The organism is Streptomyces lusitanus, assembly GCF_042647945.1.
Classification (GTDB): domain Bacteria; phylum Actinomycetota; class Actinomycetes; order Streptomycetales; family Streptomycetaceae; genus Streptomyces; species Streptomyces pseudogriseolus.
In genome coordinates this window covers 137,767-158,282 of sequence record NZ_JBHRWL010000018.1, presented here as the reverse complement: position 1 = coordinate 158,282, position 20,516 = coordinate 137,767, and the positions used below count along the sequence as shown (strand labels likewise).

Annotated in this window: 21 protein-coding genes; 7 read left to right on the top strand and 14 right to left on the bottom strand. The window is 71.1% G+C overall.

The window, feature by feature from the left end:
• Window positions 1–171 precede the first annotated feature (171 nt).
• Together ACFOSY_RS24915 and ACFOSY_RS24910 are read right to left on the bottom strand one after the other, a co-directional pair.
• Window positions 172–555 (bottom strand): VOC family protein, encoded by a 384-nt coding sequence (locus ACFOSY_RS24915; protein ID WP_394310715.1) that lies wholly within the window; start codon window positions 553–555, stop codon window positions 172–174.
• Between the two features lie 6 nt (window positions 556–561).
• Window positions 562–1,383, bottom strand: a complete 822-nt coding sequence (locus tag ACFOSY_RS24910) for a trans-aconitate 2-methyltransferase (protein ID WP_394310713.1) — start codon at window positions 1,381–1,383, stop codon at window positions 562–564.
• A gap of 115 nt (window positions 1,384–1,498) precedes the next feature.
• On the opposite strand from ACFOSY_RS24910, the gene tamR reads away from it, so the two are divergent.
• A complete protein-coding gene (tamR, locus tag ACFOSY_RS24905) occupies window positions 1,499–1,996 on the top strand; it encodes a MarR family transcriptional regulator TamR (RefSeq protein WP_006135804.1) in 498 nt (165 codons plus the stop codon).
• Here the strand turns inward: tamR and ACFOSY_RS24900 are convergent.
• Window positions 1,955–2,725: a LuxR C-terminal-related transcriptional regulator gene (locus tag ACFOSY_RS24900; RefSeq protein ID WP_394310708.1), complete on the bottom strand. Its 771-nt coding sequence runs from the start codon at window positions 2,723–2,725 to the stop codon at window positions 1,955–1,957. The genes tamR and ACFOSY_RS24900 overlap by 42 nt on opposite strands.
• Before the next feature lie 288 nt (window positions 2,726–3,013).
• Between ACFOSY_RS24900 and ACFOSY_RS24895 the strand changes: the two genes are divergently transcribed.
• Window positions 3,014–3,469 carry a GNAT family N-acetyltransferase gene (locus ACFOSY_RS24895; RefSeq protein ID WP_394310706.1) on the top strand — a complete coding sequence of 152 codons (456 nt, stop codon included), beginning with the start codon at window positions 3,014–3,016 and terminating at the stop codon, window positions 3,467–3,469.
• A gap of 14 nt (window positions 3,470–3,483) precedes the next feature.
• On the opposite strand, the gene ACFOSY_RS24890 is transcribed toward ACFOSY_RS24895, so the two are convergent.
• Together ACFOSY_RS24890 and ACFOSY_RS24885 are read right to left on the bottom strand one after the other, a co-directional pair.
• On the bottom strand, window positions 3,484–4,014 hold the full coding sequence (locus ACFOSY_RS24890) for an ATP-binding protein (RefSeq protein ID WP_394310704.1): 531 nt from the start codon (window positions 4,012–4,014) through the stop codon (window positions 3,484–3,486).
• The gene (locus tag ACFOSY_RS24885) at window positions 4,011–4,151 is read right to left on the bottom strand and encodes a hypothetical protein (RefSeq protein WP_394310701.1); all 141 of its coding nucleotides are present in this window, start codon (window positions 4,149–4,151) and stop codon (window positions 4,011–4,013) included. Before ACFOSY_RS24885 ends, ACFOSY_RS24890 begins: the two co-directional genes overlap by 4 nt.
• Window positions 4,152–4,599: 448 nt before the next feature.
• Here ACFOSY_RS24885 and ACFOSY_RS24880 point away from each other — a divergent pair, with 448 nt between their 5' ends.
• Complete coding sequence (locus ACFOSY_RS24880) at window positions 4,600–5,361, top strand: GntR family transcriptional regulator (protein WP_394310699.1); 762 nt, start codon at window positions 4,600–4,602, stop codon at window positions 5,359–5,361.
• 57 nt (window positions 5,362–5,418) lie between these two features.
• Here ACFOSY_RS24880 and ACFOSY_RS24875 read toward each other — a convergent pair whose 3' ends face one another.
• Together ACFOSY_RS24875 and ACFOSY_RS24870 are read right to left on the bottom strand one after the other, a co-directional pair.
• Window positions 5,419–5,892: a hypothetical protein gene (locus ACFOSY_RS24875; protein WP_394310697.1), complete on the bottom strand. Its 474-nt coding sequence runs from the start codon at window positions 5,890–5,892 to the stop codon at window positions 5,419–5,421.
• Window positions 5,893–6,744 (bottom strand): LysR family transcriptional regulator, encoded by an 852-nt coding sequence (locus ACFOSY_RS24870; protein ID WP_394310695.1) that lies wholly within the window; start codon window positions 6,742–6,744, stop codon window positions 5,893–5,895.
• Between the two features lie 81 nt (window positions 6,745–6,825).
• Between ACFOSY_RS24870 and ACFOSY_RS24865 the strand changes: the two genes are divergently transcribed.
• Together ACFOSY_RS24865 and ACFOSY_RS24860 are read left to right on the top strand one after the other, a co-directional pair.
• Entirely contained in the window at window positions 6,826–7,326 is a 501-nt protein-coding gene (locus ACFOSY_RS24865) for a cupin domain-containing protein (RefSeq protein ID WP_394310693.1), read from the top strand.
• Window positions 7,323–7,682, top strand: a complete 360-nt coding sequence (locus ACFOSY_RS24860; RefSeq protein WP_394310691.1) for a DoxX family protein — start codon at window positions 7,323–7,325, stop codon at window positions 7,680–7,682. The genes ACFOSY_RS24865 and ACFOSY_RS24860 overlap by 4 nt, the downstream gene beginning before the upstream one ends.
• Window positions 7,683–7,782: 100 nt before the next feature.
• Here ACFOSY_RS24860 and galK read toward each other — a convergent pair whose 3' ends face one another.
• Genes galK through galT form a run of 3 tightly spaced genes read right to left on the bottom strand, consistent with a single transcriptional unit; the run spans window position 7,783 to window position 11,004 of the window.
• Complete coding sequence (gene galK, locus ACFOSY_RS24855; protein ID WP_394310689.1) at window positions 7,783–8,955, bottom strand: galactokinase; 1,173 nt, start codon at window positions 8,953–8,955, stop codon at window positions 7,783–7,785.
• Window positions 8,956–8,983: 28 nt separating this feature from the next.
• Window positions 8,984–9,946: a UDP-glucose 4-epimerase GalE gene (gene galE, locus ACFOSY_RS24850; protein ID WP_394310687.1), complete on the bottom strand. Its 963-nt coding sequence runs from the start codon at window positions 9,944–9,946 to the stop codon at window positions 8,984–8,986.
• Window positions 9,943–11,004: a galactose-1-phosphate uridylyltransferase gene (gene galT, locus ACFOSY_RS24845; protein ID WP_394310685.1), complete on the bottom strand. Its 1,062-nt coding sequence runs from the start codon at window positions 11,002–11,004 to the stop codon at window positions 9,943–9,945. Before galT ends, galE begins: the two co-directional genes overlap by 4 nt.
• Window positions 11,005–11,180: 176 nt before the next feature.
• On the opposite strand from galT, the gene ACFOSY_RS24840 reads away from it, so the two are divergent.
• Both ACFOSY_RS24840 and ACFOSY_RS24835 read left to right on the top strand, forming a co-directional pair.
• A complete protein-coding gene (locus tag ACFOSY_RS24840; protein WP_394310683.1) occupies window positions 11,181–12,860 on the top strand; it encodes a sodium:solute symporter family protein in 1,680 nt (559 codons plus the stop codon).
• Between the two features lie 21 nt (window positions 12,861–12,881).
• Window positions 12,882–13,199 (top strand): hypothetical protein, encoded by a 318-nt coding sequence (locus tag ACFOSY_RS24835; RefSeq protein ID WP_394310681.1) that lies wholly within the window; start codon window positions 12,882–12,884, stop codon window positions 13,197–13,199.
• A gap of 469 nt (window positions 13,200–13,668) precedes the next feature.
• On the opposite strand, the gene ACFOSY_RS24830 is transcribed toward ACFOSY_RS24835, so the two are convergent.
• The 4 genes from ACFOSY_RS24830 to ACFOSY_RS24815 all read right to left on the bottom strand — a co-directional run bounded on the left by ACFOSY_RS24830 (window position 13,669) and on the right by ACFOSY_RS24815 (window position 20,437).
• Window positions 13,669–14,340 carry a response regulator transcription factor gene (locus ACFOSY_RS24830; RefSeq protein WP_394310679.1) on the bottom strand — a complete coding sequence of 224 codons (672 nt, stop codon included), beginning with the start codon at window positions 14,338–14,340 and terminating at the stop codon, window positions 13,669–13,671.
• Window positions 14,341–14,566: 226 nt separating this feature from the next.
• The gene (locus tag ACFOSY_RS24825; protein WP_394310677.1) at window positions 14,567–16,486 is read right to left on the bottom strand and encodes an outer membrane protein assembly factor BamB family protein; all 1,920 of its coding nucleotides are present in this window, start codon (window positions 16,484–16,486) and stop codon (window positions 14,567–14,569) included.
• Between the two features lie 71 nt (window positions 16,487–16,557).
• A complete protein-coding gene (locus tag ACFOSY_RS24820) occupies window positions 16,558–18,375 on the bottom strand; it encodes an outer membrane protein assembly factor BamB family protein (RefSeq protein ID WP_394310675.1) in 1,818 nt (605 codons plus the stop codon).
• Between the two features lie 244 nt (window positions 18,376–18,619).
• Complete coding sequence (locus ACFOSY_RS24815) at window positions 18,620–20,437, bottom strand: ABC-F family ATP-binding cassette domain-containing protein (protein ID WP_394310673.1); 1,818 nt, start codon at window positions 20,435–20,437, stop codon at window positions 18,620–18,622.
• Window positions 20,438–20,516: the final 79 nt, after the last annotated feature.

The window sequence follows — 20,516 nt, the reverse complement described above, 5'->3', positions numbered from 1 at the left end:
GCATGATCGAGATGACGATCGGCGAGGCGGCTCCCGGCTGAAGGAGCTGGTTCGCCGGGTGGCCGGCAGCCGCGAGCCCATCGCCCTCACGGATGAGGGCCGGGTGGTGGCCCTCCTCGTCGCTCCCCGGGTGATCGAGGATCTGGAGAACGCCTTGGCCGCCGCCGGTGGTCATGCGCGTGGTGCGGGCATCGCGGCCGACGGTTCCAGGAACTCCAGCCGGTTGCCCACCGGGTCCTCGGAGTAGAAGCGTCTGTGGCCCGGGAGGCTGTCGTCCCAGGTGACCGGGGCGCCGTGGGTGGTCAGGCGGGCGGCGTACGCCTCGATGCCGGTCACCCTCAGGCCGGGGTGGGCTTTCCGCGCGGGCCGGAAGCCGTCCTCGACGCCCAGGTGGAGGCGTACTTCTCCGGCTTCGAACCAGCAGCCGCCGCGTGCGGCCAGGGCGGGCGGCTTCTTCACCTCGGTCATGCCGAGGACGCCGGAGTAGAAGGCGCGCAGCCGCTCCTCGGAGTCCGGCGGCGCGGCGAGCTGCACATGGTCGACGGCGGTCAGCATCGCCGCTCAGCCCTCCTTGACGGCGACGGCGAAGACGCGGCGGAAGCGGAACGGGGTGCCGTGCGCGGTGGCCGGGTAGGCGTCGCGCAGGGCGGCGCGGTACTCGGCGAGGAAGTCCTCGCGCGCCGCGGGATCGTCGGCGAGGGCGGTGAGGACGGGGCGCAGGCCCGTGCCCTTGACCCAGTCGAGGACGGGGTCCTCCCCTTCCAGCAGGTGGACGTACGTCGTCTCCCACGCGTCGACCGCGCAGCCGAGGGCGGCCAGGCGGTCCAGGTACGCCTCGGGCGGCAGGACGGCGTCCGCGTGGCGCAGGACGCCGGACAGGCGGTCGCGCCACCGCGGGGAGGCGGCGAGGTCGCGCATCAGGGTGTGGCTCGGGGCGTCGAAGTTGCCGGGCACCTGGAAGGCGAGGACCCCGCCGGGCACGAGCCCGTCGATCCACGCGGCGAACCTCTCCACGTGCCCGGGCACCCATTGCAGGGTGGCGTTGCTGACGATCAGGTCGTACGGCTCCCGGGGCGTCCAGGTGCCGGCGTCGGCGTGGGCGAAGTCGAGCCGGCCGCCCCCGCGGGTGGGGCCCTCGTGGTCGGCGCGGGCCTTGTCGAGCATCTCGGGCGCGTTGTCGAAGCCGGTGATGCGGGCGGCGGGCCAGCGGTCGGCGAGGAGGGCGGTGACGTTGCCGGCGCCGCAGCCGAGGTCGGCGATGCGGGGCGGGTCGCCGGGCAGGCCGGGGACGCGGGCGAGCAGGTCGGTGAAGGGCCGGGTGCGGTGCCCGGCGTGGCGCAGGTACTGGGCGGGGTCCCAGACGGGACGGGCGGCGGCGGACACGGGACCTCCCGGATCGCGGATCGTCGTGGACTCCAGCGTCACCCGAAAATCTCTCGACGTCAAGACACTCGACATCAAGAGACTTCACATCGACACAACCACTACACTGATCCTTATGGAGGACGAGGTCGATCGGCTGGTCGCAGCGTGGCGCCGGGAGCGCCCGGACCTCGACGTGGAACCGCTCGAGGTGCTCAGCCGGGTCAGCAGACTGGCCCGGCACCTGGACCGGGCACGCCGTCTCGCCTTCACCGAGCACGGCCTGGAGTCCTGGGAGTTCGACGTGCTGACCGCGCTGCGCCGCGCGGGCACCCCGTACCAGCTCTCCCCCGGCCAGCTGCTCACGCAGACGCTCGTCACCTCGGGCACGATGACCAACCGTATCGACCGGCTCACCAAGAAGGGCCTGGTGGAGCGGCTGCCGGACCCCAGTGACCGGCGCGGTGTGCTGGTGCGGCTGACCGACGAGGGCAAGGACCGCGCGGACCAGGCGCTGGCCGGTCTGCTCGCCCAGGAGCGGGCCATCCTCGGGGAGCTGACCCGCGCCCAGCGGGTGGAACTGGCCGGTCTGCTACGCCAGTTGACCGCCCCGTTCGACAACATCCCCGGATAGGTCGACCGGTCCGACCCCGGCGCGCCGGGCTAGGGCGACCGCGGCCAGCGTGGAGTGCACGCCCAGCTTGCCGAGGACATTCTGCATATGGGTGCGCACGGTGTGCGGGGACAGGTACAGGCGCTCGGCGACCGCCTTGCGCCCCAGGCCCGCGACCATGCAGCGCAGCACCTCCCGCTCGCGCGGGGTCAGCGACTCCACGAGCCGTTCGCTCTCCGTGCGGTGACGCCGTGCGGCGGTCAACTCCCGCAGGACGCCGGTCAGCAGGGCGGGCGGCAGATGCGTCTCGTCGCGCAGCACACCGCGGATGACGGTGAGCAGCCGGCTGAGCGAACAGTCCTTGGCGACCCAGCCGGAGGCGCCCGCCTGGAGGGCGAGGGCGGCGCGGGCCGGGTCGTCCTTCTCGGCGAGCACGACCACCCGCACCTGCGGCTGGGCCGAACGCACCCCGCCCACCAGGGAGATGCCGTCGACGGAGCCGTCCTCGTCGACGGCCTGCACGGGCGGCGCGGCCGGGCGTCCGTCCGGCGCCGGGACGCCCAGGTCGGCGTCGACGAGCAGCACGTCGAACCGCCGCCCCTCGGCGGCCGCCCGCTCCAGACAGCGCAGCGCCGCCGGGCCGCTGCCCGCCGCGGACACGTCGACGTCGGGCTCCGCGGCCAGCGCCGCGGCCAGCGACTCGGCGAAAATGCGGTGGTCGTCGACGACCAGGACTCGAATGCGAACCACGTAACCCCCTTCCCCACGCTCTTCCCAGAGCAGGGGACTACCCCGTCGCCGGTGGACGACACCGGCGCGTACACGGCACCGAGGGCCCCGTGACTTTCCCTCGCCGGATGCGGGACGGACCGGCGCGCCGTCCGCAGCCGCGCGACCACCGCCGTCCCCGCCCCGGACGCCGTGCCCGGCCGTCTCGCCCCCTGAACGCACGCCGGCCCCCACCGGCGCTGTTCATCAGAGTACGGGCGGGGGCCGCGAGCGGAAGCTGATTTGCAGAACTTGCGGCCTTGCGCGTTTATGGTGTGCCGCATGTTTCGTCTTGAGACAGAAGTCGACAAGGCCCGACGCGATCTGCTCCACAAGCGGCTCCGGGACACCAACACGGCCGCCTCCCCGGTCCTGCGCGCCCTGCGCGGAACCCCCGCCGAGCGCGAATCCCCTTTGCACGTGTGGGCGTTGACCGCGAACGGCGAACTCGCGGGCGGCCTGGTCGGCCACACCTGGACGACGTGGCTGCACGTGACCTACCTCTGGGTCGACGCCGCCCACCGAGGCGCGGGCCTCGGCTCGGCACTCCTCACGGAGGCGGAACGCCTCGCCGCCACGGAGCGCGCGTGCACGCGTTCCCGCGTGGAGACCTGGGACTTCCAGGCCCCTGACTTCTACCGGAAGCACGGCTACGAGGTGGTGTGCGTGATCCCCGACTATCCGCCGGGGATCACGGAGTACACGCTGACGAAGCGGCTGGGGTGAGCACGGTCGCCTTGTCAGGCGCGGCGGCCCACGCCAACCTCGGCCCAGACGGTCAGGCACCCGCCCGCCCTTGAGGTCCCCCATCGTCCGGCCAGGGCGTCCGTGATCAACAGCCCGCGTCCGTCCTCCCGCTCCACCCCCGGCACACCGGGTACGACGGCCGCACCTCCCCCGCCCTCGTCGGTCACGCCGACCGTCACAGCAGCGGCGGTCAGCCGGCAGACGACCCTGACGATCCGGCTGTCGCTGTGCTCGAGCGCGTTCGCGACAAGCTCGCCGGTGATCGACTCCAGGTCGTCCACGGTCTCCGCCGGCAGCCCCCAAGACCGGGCGGCGTCCCGTACGTGATGACGGGCGACCTGCCCGGAGGTGAAGTCGTCACCAGGCAGGGTGAGCTCGGTGAACAGGTCCGGGACGTGACGCGGCGGGCAGCCGCGGAGGCCGAGAGCCTCGTCCGCGATCCGGCCGGTCAACCGGGAGACGGGGCCGTTGCCCTCGGTGACGAGCAGACAGGTCCGGCGCTCACGGATCGGGCGCTCACTCACGACGCGACCCCTGCACGGCTGCGGATGTCACGACGGTCCAGGTCGACGCCGTACGTGGCACACCAGAGGATGTCGCGGCGCAGACGCTGGATGCGGGCCTTCTCCTCCCGCTCGAACGAGGCGAGGTACGGCCGCACCAGAGGGCTGGACGTGCCGTCGACGGGGGCGTGCCAGGGGCGGACGGTGGGCGCGATCGTCCGGCGCGCGGATGTACGGTCGGGCGCCCTCGGAATCGGGACGGGAGGGCACCCAACGGGGCACTGCCACGCTGCTGTTGTGGCGCGATGTCTCCCCCGCGGCGTACTGACGACTCGGAGCCACTGCCGTACGCGGGTGATGATTGCGGTCATCTCTACTTCACCTCTGTTCGCGATGTGCTGCCGCTGCACGGCACGGACGCCGACCGGTCGCGGTCGAACTCCGCCCACATGACGGCGCCTTGTGCTGTCACGTCATGGCCGTACCGGTCCGCATCGGCGAGGGCCGCGAGCAGAGCGCGACGGCTCGGCTCCGTGAGCTGTGCGGGGAGCGGCACTGTGATGCGGGTGCACCGACGAAGCACTTCGGGAAGCGAGAGGGCCGACCATGCCCCGAGAGGCGCCGTACCTCGATGTGGCGGACTCGCTGCGCGCGCGGATCCTGGCAGGTGAGTGGGAGGTCGGCGCACGGCTGCCGTCACGCGCCCAGCTCGCCGAGGAGTACGGCGTCGGCCGCAACGTGACACAACGGGCCATGGACCGGCTGATCGTCGAAGGGCTCCTGGAGGGCCGGGCGGGATCCGGCACGTACGTGCGGAAGCCGCGCGAGCGCCTGCGGATGGTCCGCTCACATCATCGCGAGCGCAGAGGCCGCTCTCCCTTCCGGGCCGACATGAAGGAACGCGGCCGGCAAGGCACATGGGAGTCACACAGCGAAGCGCGCGTGCCGGCTCCGGAGGTCATCGCCGAACGGCTCGCCATCGCGCCCGGCGACCTGTGCGTGAGCACGCGCTACGAGTTCCTGGCGGACGGGCAGCCCGTCCAGCTGTCCCACTCGTGGGAGCCCATGGCGATCACGGACGGGACTCCCGTCGTCCTGCCGGAGATGGGCCCGCTCGCGGGTGCCGGCGTGGTCGAGCGCATGCGCGCGATCGGCGTGCACGTGGACAGCGCGGTGGAGGTGCCGAGGCCTGCCCGCGCCACGCAGGCCGAGGCCAATCTGCTGGGCATCAGCATGGGCGACCTGGTGCTCCACATCGAACGCACCTACTACGACACGGATGGCAGACCGGTCGAAACGGCGGACATCACGGTCCCGGACGCACGGTGGGAAGTGGCTTACGAGTTCGGGGTGGAACGGCCGTCGTAGGCCAGGAGCTTCCCTACTCAAGCAGTGGTCCTGGCTCGTCCGGACCTGGACATGGGCCTAGGTACACACGATGGGGCAGCCGCGTCGTATCGAGTGCTGTGCAGCACGCAGGAACAGTGCGACGTAGAAGGCTGTGTCCAGGTCCTTCGTCCACAGCCCTGTACGAGTAGCGGCCAGTTCCTTCACTGGGTGGCTGAACCAGGTGCTCAGGTCGAGGTTGTCACATGTTGCCGGGGTCTCGGCCGGCAGTTCGATGACGGCCGCCAGCTTCTCGGCGAGCGGTAGTACCTGAGGAGCACCGGCCACCATGGACTCGTGGTCGTCGGATTCGATGGGCAGCCAAATTTCCTCATCGAGCGAGAAGGGCACGAGCACGGTCCAGCCGCAGAGGATTTCCGACTCCTCTCGTGACAGGTGCGTCTCGCTCAAGGCGAAGAAGCCGGTCATGTCAGGGGTCAGCTTCTCCTCGAAAGCCTGTCCTGAGCCAGGTGCGAAGGCCGCCTCTGTGGGGACGTGCTCGTAGAGCGGCATTCAGTGGCGGTACGCCGCTGTCGCCGTTTCGATGAAAGACCGGATCAGCGGGTTGGTGTCTCCTTCGTTGCACGCCACCACCACTCGGCTCGGCTCCATGTCGGTCAGCGGCACCACGGTGAATTCGGCGGGCAGGTCGTGTCCGAGCGGGGCGAGGCCGATCGTGCCGTTCCACAGCACGGCCTGGAGGCATTCCTGGACGGCACGCACCACTGGCCCCTCGCGTGGCCTCCCGCCGTTCCAGTACGACTGCCAGAGGGAGTCGGTGCCCTGCGGGAACTGGAACCAGCGGCGGTCGCGCAGGTCGGCCAGACGCAGCCCGTCGCGGTGGGCCAGTGGATCGTCGGCGCGCAGGACCACGCCGACCGGGTCCGTCCGCAGCTCACGCACCGTCAGGGCAGTTTCGTCGAACGGCGCGCGGGTGAGGGCGACGTCGACCAGTCCGGCGCGCAGTCCGCACGTCGGGTCGGTCAGGTCTGCGTCGCGGATGCGGATGTCGACTCCGGGGTGGTTCCGGCGGTAGGCGGCGGCCAGCCTGACCACTCCCGGGTCGGTACTGTCGCCCAGGATGCCGACGGTGATGACCGCGGCGCCGGCTGCCGCGCTCACGCGCACCCGGACGCGGTCGGCGTGGTCGAGCAGGGCTCGAGCCTCGTCGAGCAGCACCGTGCCCACCGCGGTGAGCGTGACGCCGGTGGTCGAACGGGCGAAGAGCAGAGCCCCGACCTCGGTTTCCAACTGCTTGATCGCCCGGCTCAGCGGCGGCTGGCTCATATGCAGCCGGGTGGCGGCCCGGCCGAAGTGGAGTTCCTCGGCGACCGCCACGAAGTAGCGCAGGGTTCGTAGCTCCACGCTGCGACGATACCCATGGGGTATCGGCGTTGCCGAACAGGTCTTGGACACCGGTCCGGGCCCGGCGGTGCACTGGTGACCATGACCGAAGAAGCGCAGACCGGCGGGCCGCCGGCCCACCCCGCCGTATCAGTGGTGGGACCCCATGACGGCGAGACCATCGTTCTCGGCACCACGCGCATGCGCGTTCTGGAGGACGGCAGCCACACCGGTCACCGCCTCGCGATCGCCGAGTCCGTCCTCGCCCCGCACACGCAAGGGCCGCCGCAGCACCGCCACGGCCGACACGACGAAGGGTTCTACGTCCTCTCCGGCCTCGTGCGGTTCACCGTCGGGACCGCGACCTACGACGCCACCGCGGGGACCCTCGTCATGGTTCCGCCCGGCACCCCTCACACCTTCGCCAACCCGGCCGACCAGCCCGCCGTCATGCTCAGCACCTTCACCCCCGACCTGTACGTGCAGTACTTCCGGGACCTCCAGGAGGTGCTCGCCGACGGCCGGCCGCTGTCGCCGCAGGCCAACATCGACGCGATGAGCCGCTACGCGACACAGCCCGCCACCGACCGACGGACACCATGAACATCGCCTACTGGATCGTCGCGGGACTGCTCGCACTCCTCTACTTCTACGCCGGCACGCTGAAGGTGATCCGCAGCCGCGATCAGCTCCGGCCGATGATGGCCTGGGTCGACCGCGTGCCCCTGCCCGCCCTCAGGGCGCTGGGGGCGGTCGAAATACTCGGCGCGGCCGGTCTGGTCCTCCCACCGCTGACCGGTGTCGCGACGTGGCTGGCGTCAGCCGCGGCCATCGGCTTCGTGCTCCTCCAGATCGGTGCGATCGCCGTTCACCTGACCGGCGAAGACCGCCGGATCACCCTCAACGTCGGACTCATCGCCACCGCCGCCGTGACCGTCTGGCTGGCCGTCAGGCTGTGATGGCGGATCGGCCCTCGGCCGGCCGCTCCACGGCCGCGCACAGGGAAATGCCCCGCCCGGCGACCGCCAGGCGGGGCACAACCACAGACAACCGCCGCGGCTACCGCACCCGCCGCGCCCCCGCCGAAGGCACCGCCTCGAAGACGCGGGGGGTCTTCAGGCCGGCCGCGGCGAAGGCCTCCTCGATGGCCTTGGTGATCGAGGGGACGTCCTGCTCCTCCGTCAGGACGATCGCCGAGCCGCCGAAGCCGCCGCCCGTCATGCGGGCGCCCAGCGCGCCGGCGGTGACCGCCGTGTCGACCACCAGGTCGAGTTCGGGGCACGAGACGCGGAAGTCGTCGCGCAGGGAGGTGTGGCCCTCGATGAGGAGGGGGCCGATGGCGCGGGTGTCGCCCGACTCCAGGAGGGAGACGACCCGCTCGACGCGGTGGTCCTCGGTCACCACGTGGCGGACCAGGCGGCGGACCTCCTCCTCGTCGCCGAGGCGGGCCAGCGCCGCGTCCAGGTCGTCGTAGGGCACGTCCCGCAGGGCGTCGACGCCGAGCAGGGCGGCGCCCTTCTCGCAGCCCTCGCGGCGCTTGCCGTACTCGCCCTCGCTGTGGCTGTGCTTGACCCGGGTGTCGACGACGAGCAGGCGCATGCCCTCGGCGGCGAGGTCGAAGGGGATCTGCCGCTGGGACAGGTCGCGGGTGTCGAGGAACAGGGCGTGGCCCGCCTCGCAGCAGGCGGAGGCGGTCTGGTCCATGATGCCGACGGGGGCGCCGACGTAGACGTTCTCCGCGCGCTGGGAGAGGCGGGCGAGCTGCCAGCCGCGCAGGCCCAGGCCGTACAGGTCGTTGAGCGCGAGGGCGATCACGACCTCCAGGGCGGCCGACGAGGACAGGCCGGCGCCCGCCGGGACGGTGGACGCCAGGTGGACGTCCGCGCCGGTGACCGCGTGTCCGGCCTCGCGCAGCGCCCACACCACGCCCGCCGGGTAGGCGGTCCAGCGCTTGTCGGAGCCGGGGGCGAGGTCGTCGACGGTGAGTTCGACGACGGGGCCGTCGATGTCGGCGGAGTGCAGGCGCAGGACGCCGTCGTCGCGCCGGGACACGGCCGCGACGGCGGTGTGCGGCAGGGCGAACGGCATCACGAAGCCGTCGTTGTAGTCGGTGTGCTCGCCGATGAGGTTGACCCGGCCGGGTGCCGCCCACACCCCGTCGGGCGCGCTCCCGTACAGCTCCTCGAACCGCTCGGCGACGGCTCCCGCGACGGCCGCGCTGGACTCGCTCATGCCTGGACCCCTGCCCCTTCGTTGCCTCTTACTTGGCGCGCTGCTGCGCGAATGCCCACGCGTCCGCGACGATTCCCTCGAGGTCCGCGCGGGACGGGTTCCAGCCCAGCTTCTCGCGGGCCGTGGCGGCGGACGCCACCAGGACCGCGGGGTCGCCGCCCCGGCGGGGCGCCACGACCTCGGGGACCGGGTGGCCGGTCACCTTGCGGACGGTCTCGATGACCTCGCGGACGGAGAAGCCGTTGCCGTTGCCGAGGTTGCACACCAGGTGCTCGCCGGGCGTGGCCGCCTTCAGCGCGAGGAGGTGGGCCTCGGCCAGGTCGGCGACGTGGATGTAGTCGCGGACGCAGGTGCCGTCGGGCGTCGGGTAGTCGTCGCCGTAGACGGAGATCGCCTCGCGCCGGCCCTGGGCGACCTGGAGCACCAGGGGGATGAGGTGCGACTCGGGGTCGTGGCGCTCGCCGTACTGCCCGTAGGCGCCGGCCACGTTGAAGTAGCGCAGGGAGACCGCGCCCAGTCCGTGGGCCGTGGCCTCGCCGGTGATCATGTGGTCGACGGCGAGCTTGGAGGCGCCGTAGGGGCTGGTGGGGCGGGTGGGGGCGGTCTCGACGATCGGGACCTGCTCGGGCTCGCCGTACGTGGCGGCCGTGGAGGAGAACACCAGCCGGTGCACGCCCGCCTCGCGCATCGCGCCGAGCAGCGCCATGGTGCCGCCGACGTTGTTGTCCCAGTACTTCTCCGGCCTCTGCACCGACTCGCCGACCTGGGAGAAGGCGGCGAAGTGCAGCACGCCGTCGTACGAGGAGTCCAGCCATTTGGCGGCATCGCGGATGTCGCCCTCGACGAACGCGGCGCCCGCGGGGACGCCCTCGCGGAAGCCGGTGGAGAGGTTGTCGAGCACGACGACCTCGTGACCGGCCTCGACCAGATGCTGGGCGACGACGCTGCCCACGTACCCCGCGCCCCCGGTGACCAGGTACTTCCCTCTCATGAACTCGCTACCTCTCGCAGTCGCTCGGCCGCGCGCTCCGGCGGCACGTCGTTGATGAACACGTTCATGCCGGACTCGGAGCCCGCGAGGAACTTCAGCTTGCCGGACGTCCGGCGGATGGTGAAAAGCTCCAGGTGCAGCGCGAAGTCGTCGCGCGTCACACCCTCGAAGTCTTCCAGGGCGCCGAACGGCGCCTGATGCCAGGCGGCGATGTACGGCGTCGGCGGCTCGTTCTCCCCGAAGATCCGGTCGAAGCGCCTGAGCAGTTCCAGGTACACCCGGGGGAACTCCGCGCGCGCCGCCTCGTCGAGTCCCAGCAGGTCCGGCACCCTGCGCCGGGGATACAGGTGGACTTCGTACGGCCAGTGCGCCGCGTACGGCACGAAGGCCACCCAGTGTTCGCCCTCGAGGACGACCCGTGCGTCCGTCCGCTCCCGCTCGACCACGGCGTCGAACAGGTTCTCGCCTCCGGTCGCCTCCTTGTGCGCGGCCATCTGACGGAGCATCAGGGCGGTGCGGGGGGTGGTGAAGGGGTAGGCGTAGATCTGCCCGTGGGGGTGCTGGAGGGTGACGCCGATCTCGGCCCCGCGGTTCTCGAAGCAGAACACCTGTTCAACGGAGGGCAGATGCGACAGCTCGGACGTGCGGTCCGTCCAGGCGTCCAGCACGAGCCGCGCCTGCCGCTCGCTCAGCGAGGCGAAGGAGGCGTTGTGGTCGGAGGTGAAGCAGACGACCTCGCAGCGGCCGGAGTCGCCGGCGAGCGAGGGGAAGCGGTTCTCGAAGACCACCACGTCGTACGAGGAGTCGGGGATCTCGCTCAGCCGGTCGCCCTCCGACGGGCACAGCGGGCACTCGTCGGCCGGCGGGTGGTACGTGCGCCCCTGCCGGTGCGAGGCGATGGCGACGGAATCGCCCAGCAGGGCGTCGCGCCGGATCTCGGAGGTGGTGACGGTGGCGTCCAGCGGGCGGCGGTCCACCGCGTCGCGCACGGTGTCGTCGGCGAGGTCGTAGTAGATGAGCTCGCGGCCGTCGGCCAGCCGGGTCGAGGTCTTCTTCACTGTGGTACTCCTCCGCACCCGCCAGTCACCCAACACAATCGAACATAACACATCACAACTCACCAGACAGCAGCGCTCATCACGATCAAACAAAGAACGCGTACGAACGTGTTCAGTAATTGAACACGGAGGCGTAGATTCCGCGTCGGATCAGTTCGCGAACGAAGCGAGTGCGTATGCATACCCCCACATATCTGGCAGCCGAGCTTCGGCTCCCCACCAACTGGCTGGACTACACGATCCTCGGGATCTACTTCGTCGTCGTGCTCGGCATCGGCTTCGCCGCCCGCCGGTCGGTCAAAACGAGCCTGGACTTCTTCCTCTCCGGCCGCTCGCTGCCCGCCTGGGTGACCGGACTCGCGTTCATCGCGGCCAACCTCGGCGCCACCGAGATCCTCGGCATGGCCGCGAACAGCGCGCAGTACGGCGTCTACACGACGCACTGGTACTGGATCGGCGCCATCCCCGCGATGGTGTTCCTGGGCCTGGTGATGATGCCGTTCTACTACGGCTCCAAGGTCCGCTCGGTCCCCGAGTTCCTGCTGATGCGCTTCGACAAGGCGGCGCACCTGCTCAGCTCGGTCCTCTTCGCGGCGGCCGCCATCCTCATCGCCGGCGTCAACCTCTACGCCCTCGCGATCGTCGTCGAGGCCCTCCTCGGCTGGCCGCAGTGGGTCGCCATCGTCGTCGCCGGCGCGTTCGTTCTCGGCTACATCACCCTGGGCGGTCTGTCCTCGGCGATCTACAACGAGGTCCTCCAGTTCTTCGTCATCCTGGCGGCGCTCATCCCGATCACCGTGCTCGGCCTGAGGAGCGTCGGCGGCTGGGACGGCCTGACCGACAAGCTCACCGCGTCCCGCGGCGACAACTTCGTGACGGCCTGGGGCGGCACCGGCATCGGCAGCGACAACCCGCTCGGCGCCAACTGGCTGACCATCGTCCTCGGCCTCGGCTTCGTCCTCTCCTTCGGCTACTGGACGACCAACTTCGCCGAGGTGCAGCGCGCACTGTCCGCGAAGAACCTCTCGGCGGCCCAGCGCACCCCGCTGATCGCCGCGTTCCCGAAGATCTTCATCGTCTTCCTGGTGATGATCCCCGGCCTGGTCGCCGCCGTCCTGGTCCCCAAGATCGGCACCAGCGACTCGGACCTCCAGTACAACGACGCCATCCCGTACCTGATGCAGCAGCTGCTGCCCAACGGCGTGCTCGGCATCGCCGTGACCGGTCTGCTGGCCGCGTTCATGGCCGGCATGGCGGCGAACGTCTCCTCGTTCAACACCGTCTTCACCTCCGACATCTGGGCGAAGTACGTGGTGACGGACCGCGAGGACTCCTACTACGTGCGCTTCGGCCGCCTGATCACCGCGATCGGCGTGCTCGCGTCCATCGGCACGGCGTTCCTGGCCAGCTCGTTCTCCAACATCATGTCCTACCTCCAGACGCTGTTCTCCTTCTTCAACGTGCCGATGTTCGTCGTCTTCATCATCGGCATGTTCTGGAAGCGGGCGTCGATGAAGTCCGGCTTCTGGGGCCTGATCGCCGGCACCACCGCCGCGATGGTCAACTACTTCGTCATCTACGAACAGGGCATCATCGACATCCCCTCCGACCAGGGCGCCAACTTCGTCTCCGCGATCGCGGGCTTCGTCGCGGGCGCGGTCGTCATGGTCGCGGTGTCCCTGTTCACGGCGCCCAAGCCGCAGGCCGAACTCCAGGGGCTGGTGTACGGCACCCGCTCGCCCGGCATGGCGGAGCCGCCCGCGGAGGGTGACGACGCCTGGTACCGCAAGCCCGCGCTGCTGGGCTGGGGCGCGGTGATCCTGGCTGCCGCCTGCTACATCCCGTTCTCGTTCTGACCGCGGGAGGATTGAGAGAGCATGTCCGAGCACAACCGCGAGAGTGACCTCCAGAAGGAGATCACCGAGCTGGAGACCAAGTCCGCGACGGCCGCCCGGTTGTTCGACATCCGGCGGATCATCGGTGGGCTGTTCGTGCTGTACGGGGTGATCGTGACGATCGCCGGGTTCACGGCGTCCGATGCCGACATCGACAAGGCGGAGGGGGTCAACATCAACCTGTGGACGGGGTTGGGGATGTTGATCCTCGGCCTGCTGTTCCTTCTGTGGCTGTGGCTGCGTCCGACGCCGCCGCCTCCGGCCGCGGTCGCGGACGACGAGGACGCGTCCGGCAACTGACCCACGTCCTTCTCACACGGGGTGTGCGCCTTCACCTACGGGGGTTGCACACCCCGTGTGCATGGGTCGCCCGGCGTCGGTGCGCCAGTTGCACACCTCGTGTGCCTGTAGGGCGCCGGCGTTGGTGCGGGCCGGGGGGTGTCTGCGCACCTCGGCGCCAACGAGGTGCCGCCGCGCCCACCCGTGCCGCCCCAGGCGGCACGACTGCCCGCGCTGGGCGGGGGCCTGCCGCCGTCGTGCGGCCGCGCGCCCGCGGTTGCGCGCCGACGGCGGGGAGGGGGCGGGGTGGGGGTGGGCGCCCGCAGCGGCTGGCGCGTCCGCGCCCTGTGCTTCGTACACTCGCACTCTCGCGCCAGACCGAGGACGTCCACCCCCAGCGCGACCCCGCACCACCCACCCTCCGTAGGCGCTACGCCCGCCCCCACCGGACCGCAACCCTGCGCCGCAGGCATCGCACCGCAACCCCGACTCACGACCGCGTCGACGCCCGGTCGAGCAGCCCCGTGCGGGCGGCCATCGCCGCCGCCTCCAGCCTCGACCCCACCCCCAACTTCATCAGCACCCTCTGCACATGCGTCCGCGCCGTGGACGGCGCGATCCCCATCCCCGCCGCGATCAGCCGCGTGTCCTCCCCCTCCGCGACCCGCACCAACACCTCCACCTCCCTCGGCGTCAGCATCGACAGCAACCGCGCCCCCTCGTCGTCCGGCTGGGCCGCCGGATTCAGCAGCTCCCCGAACGCCCCCTGCAACAGCCCCGGCGCCACCGCCGCCTCCCCCGCCCGCGCCTTCAGCATCGCCCGCTCGACACCCTCGATCCGCTCGTCGTGCCGCACGTACCCCGACGCCCCCGCCGCGAACGCCGCCGCGATCCCCCGCGGCGACGGCACCGGCCCCAGCACCACGACCGCCACCTGCGGCCGCTCCCGCTTGATCTTCACCACCGGATCGAACGTCCCGGCCTCGGCCGGCGCCGCCGTCCCCAGCAGACAGACCTCCGGCGCCCTGCTGATCACCAGGTCCGCGGCCCCCGCCGCGGGCGCCGCCGCGGCCAGCACCCTGTGCCCTCGCAGCTTCAACGCCGAGGCCAGCGCCTCGGCGAGCAGTCGGTGGTCGTCGACCACCATCAGCCGCACTCCCATCGGACAACCATCCCCCCAGACAACACACCCCCGGATGCCCCCGGAAGCTACACGCTTGTTCGACGTCGCGCTCCCCCTACCGGCGAGAATCGCCCCGGAACGCCGAAATTCTCGTGTTCGATGGCGAAGAGCGTGTGATGAGCGGTACGCGAACGGCCCCGCCCCTGAACAGGGACGGGGCCGCAACGCGCCCACAAAACGATCACCGCGAACGATCAACCGGTGATCATCCAGTACCGAACGCGATCACCGCGTACTCCTTCTCATCGCTCGTGAAGTCACTCGCGTACACGGACGACATGTACAGCCCGCCCTGCCCGTACAGAATCTCCGCGTAGTCCGGCAGCATCCGCGTCTCCACGTCGCGCACCGCCTCCGTCGACGGGTTCTCCATGAGGACCGTCTGCTTGAAGGAACCGCCGTCGATGCTGACGATCTGGCCGCCCTTGTCGTACGGCGGCCGCTTGTAGGCGATGACGTTGGGGCCGTCCATGCGCAGCGGGTAGATCTCGTAGTCCACGCCGGCGTCGGCGCGCTGACCGGTCTGCCGGCCGGTGGCGAGGTCGAAGGACACGACCTCGTTGGTCTGGCTGTACGACTCGCCGCCGGCGTCGTGCTCCTCGGTCGCGATGTACAGCCGGTCGTTGCCGACCGTCACCCCCGTGCAGTTCTCCACCTTGTAGATGCCGTCGCAGCGGGCGGCGAACTCCTCGCCCGGCGCGGACAGGCGGGCGCGCAGCTTGCCCGTCTTGTTGTCGATGGAGAAGAAGTCGGAGATGCCGCTGCCGTCACCGGCGGTGTCGCCGACGTCGGCGGCGACCACGAGCGGGTCGGTGGAGACGACGGCCGCGTACTCGATGCCCTCGTCCATCTTGTACTCGGTGATGACGTCGCCCGTCTTGGGGTCGACGTTCTGGATGTGCAGCTGGCGCTGGTCGTACGAGCCGCACTTGCGGACCGCGACGAGCTTCGGGCCGCCGCCGTAGCCGGCGTCGTAGCAGGAGTCGGACGTCTTCGGCGCCCACCGCTCGTCACCGGTGGCGAGGTCCCAGGCGGCGCCGCCGCTGGTGCTGCCGGCCGCGACGGTGCCGCCGCTGAGCGTCACGTTGTTGAAGTTGACCGGCGTGGTCCCGGACTTGGCGTTCTTCGACCACACCTTGGTGCCGGCCTCGAGGTCGATCACCGCGACCTCGGTGCAGGACCCCGGGTCCTGCTTGGTCGGCATGCCCGGCTTGTACACGATGGCCGTCTTCTTGTCCTCGGTGACGTGCGGGGTCGCCGAGCACACCGGGCCGGGCAGGTCCAGCGTCCACTTCTTGGTGCCGGTCTTGCGGTCGTAGCCGGTGATCTCCGACAGCCCGCTCTTGGCGTAGACGCTGTCGGTCAGCCAGGAGCCGGAGGTGGGGATGCTCGTGGTGCCCTTGGGCACCTTGGGCGCGGGCACCTGGAACAGCACCTTCGACCCGGTCGCGGCCGGCGCCTTCTCCTTCGCCTCGCCGGAGGCGGAGCCCCCTTCGCCGGAGCCGCCCTCCTTGCCGTCGCCGCCCTTGGTGTCGCCGCCCTCGGCGGTGGTCTTCTTGTCGTCGTCCTTGCCGGACGAGGACGAGTACCAGACGCCGCCGCCGACGATCAGCGCGATCGCGACGACGGCCGACACGATGATGGCCACCTGGGCGTTGACCTTGCGCCCGCCCTGCTGTCCGGCCTGCGCCTGCATCGGCACGGTCGGCTGCGCGTAGCCGTACGGAGGCTGCTGCCCGTACGGGCCCGGCTGCTGCGGCTGCCCATACGGTCCCGGCTGCTGCGGCTGGCCGTAGGGCCCGGGCTGTCCGTACGGGCCGGGCTGCTGCGCCGGATAGCCGTACCCGGCCGGCGGCTGCGGCGGCTGGGGCGCCTGCTGCGGATAGCCGTAGCCGGGTCCCTGCGGAGGCGTGGGAGGTGTCGGCGGCGTCGCAGGCGTCGGCGGAGCGGCGGGCGGCGGGGTCCCCGGCGCCTGCGGATAGCCGTATCCGGGCTGCGGCGCCTTGTTCAGATCAGGTCCGGCGGGAGCCGGAGGCGTCGGCTGCTGCGGCTCCGACGGTTCCTGCGGCGGCCCGAACCCCGGCTGCTGCGGGGGCTGGTTGGGCGGCGGGGGCGGCTGGGTCATGACGTGGGCACCTCGGGGAAGGGGACGACGGGCGGCGGGAAAGTGATGTGATGTGAGCGGCGCTCACGGCCTCACTTGCCGTAGGCGAGCATCAACTTCTCCTTCGCGTCGTCATTGCCGTTCAGCCGGGTGGTCGACAGGTAGAAGCGGCCGTCGACCCAGTCGATCGCCTTGCTGAAGAAGCCGTTCTCGATGTCCGCGACCGCCTGCGGGTTCTGCATCAGCGTGGCCGGCTTGTGGCTCGCGCCGCTGACGGGCAGGGCGACGACACGGCCGCCGGCGTCGTAGGACGGCTCGACGTACGCGACGAGCTTGCCGCCCTCGACCTTCATCGGGACCATCGACTCCTCCACGGGGGAGGACTCGCGCCACAGCTCCTTGCCGTTGGCGAGGCTGATGGCGACGAGCTCGTTGGCCCCGGTGGTGGCGGCGGTCGGCAGGTAGAGGGTGTCGCCCTCGACGACGACGCCTTCGCAGCCCTGGAGGTCACGCGCGAGGATGGCCCAGCCGCAGCCGGGGTCGAAGTTCTCGTCGACGGCGACCTGGGAGCGCAGCTTGCCGGCGGCGGTGAAGGCGGCGATGTTCCACGACTTCTTGTCGCTGCCCTCCTCCTCCTTGGTGGCGTAGACGACCAGCGGGTCGACGGAGAAGGTGCGCTCGACCCGCCAGCCCTTGGCGTACTGGTAGGTCCACTTGGCCTTGCCGGTGTTGGGGTCGAGCTCGCGGACCTCGTCGTGCGCGTTGGTGCCGCCGGCGCCGCAGGAGGCGACCTGGATCAGCCGCTCGCCGCCCGCGAACGCGGCGGGGAAGCAGGGGGCGTTGCCGTACCGCTTGGAGTCCCACAGCTTCTTGCCGGTGCGCACGTCGTACGCCGTGCCGGACTGCGAGCGGCCGACCACCAGTGTGTTGCCGGCGAGGGACATCTCGATGGAGAGCACGCTGTCGAACAGCTCGCCGTCGGCGACCTCCTGCGTCCAGCCCTTCTCGCCGGTGACGAGGTCGACGAGCTGGAGCTGGTTGCACTTGGCACTGTCGCTGCTGCCGCTCATGGAGGCGACGACGATCTTGTTGTCGGCGGTCTTCCCGGGCGTGACCGCGCAGATCTTGTGGGGGAAGCTGATGGTGTCCCACGCGGGCTTGCCGTCGGAGACGTTGTACCCGTAGAGGTCCTTGTAGGCCGCCTTGACCGCGGTCTTGTCGGTGATCCACTGGCCGGGGGCGTCGGCGCCGGAACCGGGGGCGTCGGGCGCCTCCTTGTACCAGAGCACCTTGGACTCGCCCGCCTGGCGGCCCTCGTTGAGGTCCTCCGCCTCCTCGCCGCCGTCGCCGCTGCCGTCACCCGGGTTGACCGGGGCGCCGCTGGACGTGCCCGGCTTGGGGTCCTCGGTCTGCTGGGCGACCGGCTCCTTCTTGTCGTCGTCGCCGGAGACGGCCCACACCGTGCCGCCGACGATCAGCGCGACCGCCACCGCGGCGGCGGCGATCAGCAGCGGCTTGCCCTTGAAGGGGTTGCGGGAGCCGCCGCCGGGCGGGGTGCCGGGCGCGCCGGGGAAGCCGGGCTGCTGCGGATAGCCGTAGCCGGGCTGGCCGTACGGCCCCGGCTGCTGGGGCTGTCCGTAAGGACCGGGCTGCTGGGGCTGTCCGTAAGGACCGGGCTGCGGGGGCTGGCCGTAAGGACCGGGCTGCTGCGGAGGCTGCTGCGGGTAGCCGTACCCCGGCTGCGGGGCGCCGGACGGCGGGCCCTGCGGGGGCGGCGGCGTCTGCGGGGCGCCTTGCGGGGGCGGCGGGGTCTGCGGCGGGGTCTGCGGTGGTCCGAAACCCCCGCCCGGCGGCGGATCCTGCGGCGGTCCGAAGCCGCCCTGAGGCGGCTGATTGGGCGGCTGAGTCATCAGCGCGTTCCCCCTTGCTCACTGATTTTTAGCCACGCCCTGAGATACGTGCTGACCCAGAGTCGTCGTCGGTCACTTACCGGACGGCTCTTTCTATCACCCGGCACCGACACGCCACCGGGCCGCGTCCTCCCCTGTTCCCAAGGGAGGACCGGCCTGTGATGCCCCCGTTACGCACCTCCACGCCCTCTTCACGCGGCGCGCGCTCCCCGCACGCAGGCGCGCGGCGCAACTCCCGCGCCGGTCAGGCGTCTTCGGCGAGTTCCAGCCAGCGCAGCTCCAGCTCGTCGCGCTGACCGGCCAGGTCCCGCAGTTCGGCGTCCAGTTCGGCCACCTTCGCGAAGTCCGTGGCGTTCTCGGCGATGGCGGTGTGGAGGGTGGCCTCCCTGGCCGAGATCTTGTCCAGCTGGCGCTCGATCCGCTGGAGTTCCTTCTTCGCTGCGCGCTGGTCGGCGGCGCTCCTCTCGGGCGCCACGTCACGGGAGGCCGCCGCGGCCGGGGCGGAGGCGGCCGCGGCGGCGGCCTCCTCCATGCGCTTGCGCCGCTCCAGGTACTCGTCGATGCCGCGCGGCAGCATCCGCAGGGTGCCGTCGCCGAGCAGGGCGAAGACCCGGTCGGTGGTGCGCTCGACGAAGAACCGGTCGTGGGAGATCACGATCATGGAGCCGGGCCAGCCGTCGAGGAGGTCCTCGAGCTGGGTCAGGGTCTCGATGTCGAGGTCGTTGGTGGGCTCGTCGAGGAAGAGGACGTTGGGCTCGTCCATCAGCAGCCGCAGCAGCTGGAGGCGGCGGCGCTCACCGCCGGAGAGGTCCCCGACGGGCGTCCACTGCTTCTCCTTGCCGAAGCCGAAGGTCTCGCAGAGCTGACCGGCGGTCATCTCGCGGCCCTTGCCCAGGTCGACGCGCTCGCGCACCTGCTGCACGGCCTGCAACACCCGCCACTCGGGGTCGAGTTCGGCGACCTCCTGCGAGAGATAGGCCAGCTTGACGGTCTTGCCGACGCGGATGCCGCCCGCCGCGGGCTGCGTCTCGCCCTCGCTGCGGGCGGCGTCGGCGAGCGCCCGCAGCAGGGACGTCTTGCCGGCGCCGTTGACGCCGACCAGGCCGATGCGGTCGCCGGGGCCGAGCTGCCAGGTCACGTGCTTGAGCAGCACCTTCGGCCCGGCCTGGACGGTCACGTCCTCCAGGTCGAACACCGTCTTGCCCAGCCGGGACGAGGCGAACTTCATCAGCTCGCTGCTGTCCCGCGGCGGCGGCACGTCCGCGATCAGCTCGTTCGCGGCCTCGACGCGGAAGCGCGGCTTGGAGGTGCGGGCGGGGGCGCCGCGGCGCAGCCAGGCCAGCTCCTTGCGGACCAGGTTCTGCCGCTTGGCCTCCTCGGTGGCCGCGATGCGTTCGCGCTCCGCGCGGGCGAAGACGTAGTCGGAGTAGCCGCCCTCGTACTCGTGGACGACGCCGCGCTGCACGTCCCACATGCGGGTGCAGACCTGGTCGAGGAACCACCGGTCGTGGGTGACGCAGACGAGCGCGGAGCGGCGGTTGCGCAGGTGCTCGGCGAGCCAGGCGATGCCCTCGACGTCGAGGTGGTTGGTCGGCTCGTCGAGGACGATCAGGTCCTGCTCCTCGATGAGCAGCTTGGCGAGCGCGATCCGGCGCCGCTCACCGCCGGACAGCGGTCCGATGACGGTGTCCAGGCCCTTGGGGAAGCCGGGCAGGTCCAGGCCGCCGAACAGCCCGGTCAGGACGTCCCTGACCTTGGCGTTGCCGGCCCACTCGTGGTCGGCCATGTCGCCGATGACCTCGTGCCGGACGGTGGCCTCGGGGTCGAGCGAGTCGTGCTGGGTGAGCACGCCGAGCCGCAGCCCGCCGGAGTGCGTCACCCGGCCGGTGTCGGCGTCCTCCAGCCGGGCCAGCATGCGGATGAGGGTGGTCTTGCCGTCGCCGTTGCGCCCCACGACCCCGATCCGGTCGCCCTCGGAGACGCCGAGGGAGATCCCGTCCAGCAGCGCACGGGTGCCGTACACCTTGCTGACGTTCTCGACATTGACCAGATTGACGGCCATTTTGCTCCTGCCCGGTGGATCGATCAGCTTTCAAGCGTAGGCCCTGCCGGGAGGGGGCCGGGACACGAGGAGACAGTCA

Excerpts from the sequence above, each read along its gene's own strand:
- ACFOSY_RS24915 (WP_394310715.1), bottom strand. The coding sequence starts at position 555 with ATGCTGACCGCCGTCGACCATGTGCAGCTCGCCGCGCCGCCGGACTCC.
- tamR (WP_006135804.1), top strand. The coding sequence starts at position 1,499 with ATGGAGGACGAGGTCGATCGGCTGGTCGCAGCGTGGCGCCGGGAGCGC.
- ACFOSY_RS24895 (WP_394310706.1), top strand. The coding sequence starts at position 3,014 with ATGGTGTGCCGCATGTTTCGTCTTGAGACAGAAGTCGACAAGGCCCGA.
- ACFOSY_RS24880 (WP_394310699.1), top strand. The coding sequence starts at position 4,600 with ATGCCCCGAGAGGCGCCGTACCTCGATGTGGCGGACTCGCTGCGCGCG.
- ACFOSY_RS24875 (WP_394310697.1), bottom strand. The coding sequence starts at position 5,892 with ATGCCGCTCTACGAGCACGTCCCCACAGAGGCGGCCTTCGCACCTGGC.
- ACFOSY_RS24865 (WP_394310693.1), top strand. The coding sequence starts at position 6,826 with ATGACCGAAGAAGCGCAGACCGGCGGGCCGCCGGCCCACCCCGCCGTA.
- ACFOSY_RS24860 (WP_394310691.1), top strand. The coding sequence starts at position 7,323 with ATGAACATCGCCTACTGGATCGTCGCGGGACTGCTCGCACTCCTCTAC.
- galK (WP_394310689.1), bottom strand. The coding sequence starts at position 8,955 with ATGAGCGAGTCCAGCGCGGCCGTCGCGGGAGCCGTCGCCGAGCGGTTC.
- galE (WP_394310687.1), bottom strand. The coding sequence starts at position 9,946 with ATGAGAGGGAAGTACCTGGTCACCGGGGGCGCGGGGTACGTGGGCAGC.
- ACFOSY_RS24840 (WP_394310683.1), top strand. The coding sequence starts at position 11,181 with ATGCATACCCCCACATATCTGGCAGCCGAGCTTCGGCTCCCCACCAAC.
- ACFOSY_RS24835 (WP_394310681.1), top strand. The coding sequence starts at position 12,882 with ATGTCCGAGCACAACCGCGAGAGTGACCTCCAGAAGGAGATCACCGAG.
- ACFOSY_RS24830 (WP_394310679.1), bottom strand. The coding sequence starts at position 14,340 with ATGGGAGTGCGGCTGATGGTGGTCGACGACCACCGACTGCTCGCCGAG.
- ACFOSY_RS24825 (WP_394310677.1), bottom strand. The coding sequence starts at position 16,486 with ATGACCCAGCCGCCCCCGCCGCCCAACCAGCCCCCGCAGCAGCCGGGG.
- ACFOSY_RS24820 (WP_394310675.1), bottom strand. The coding sequence starts at position 18,375 with ATGACTCAGCCGCCCAATCAGCCGCCTCAGGGCGGCTTCGGACCGCCG.
- ACFOSY_RS24815 (WP_394310673.1), bottom strand. The coding sequence starts at position 20,437 with ATGGCCGTCAATCTGGTCAATGTCGAGAACGTCAGCAAGGTGTACGGC.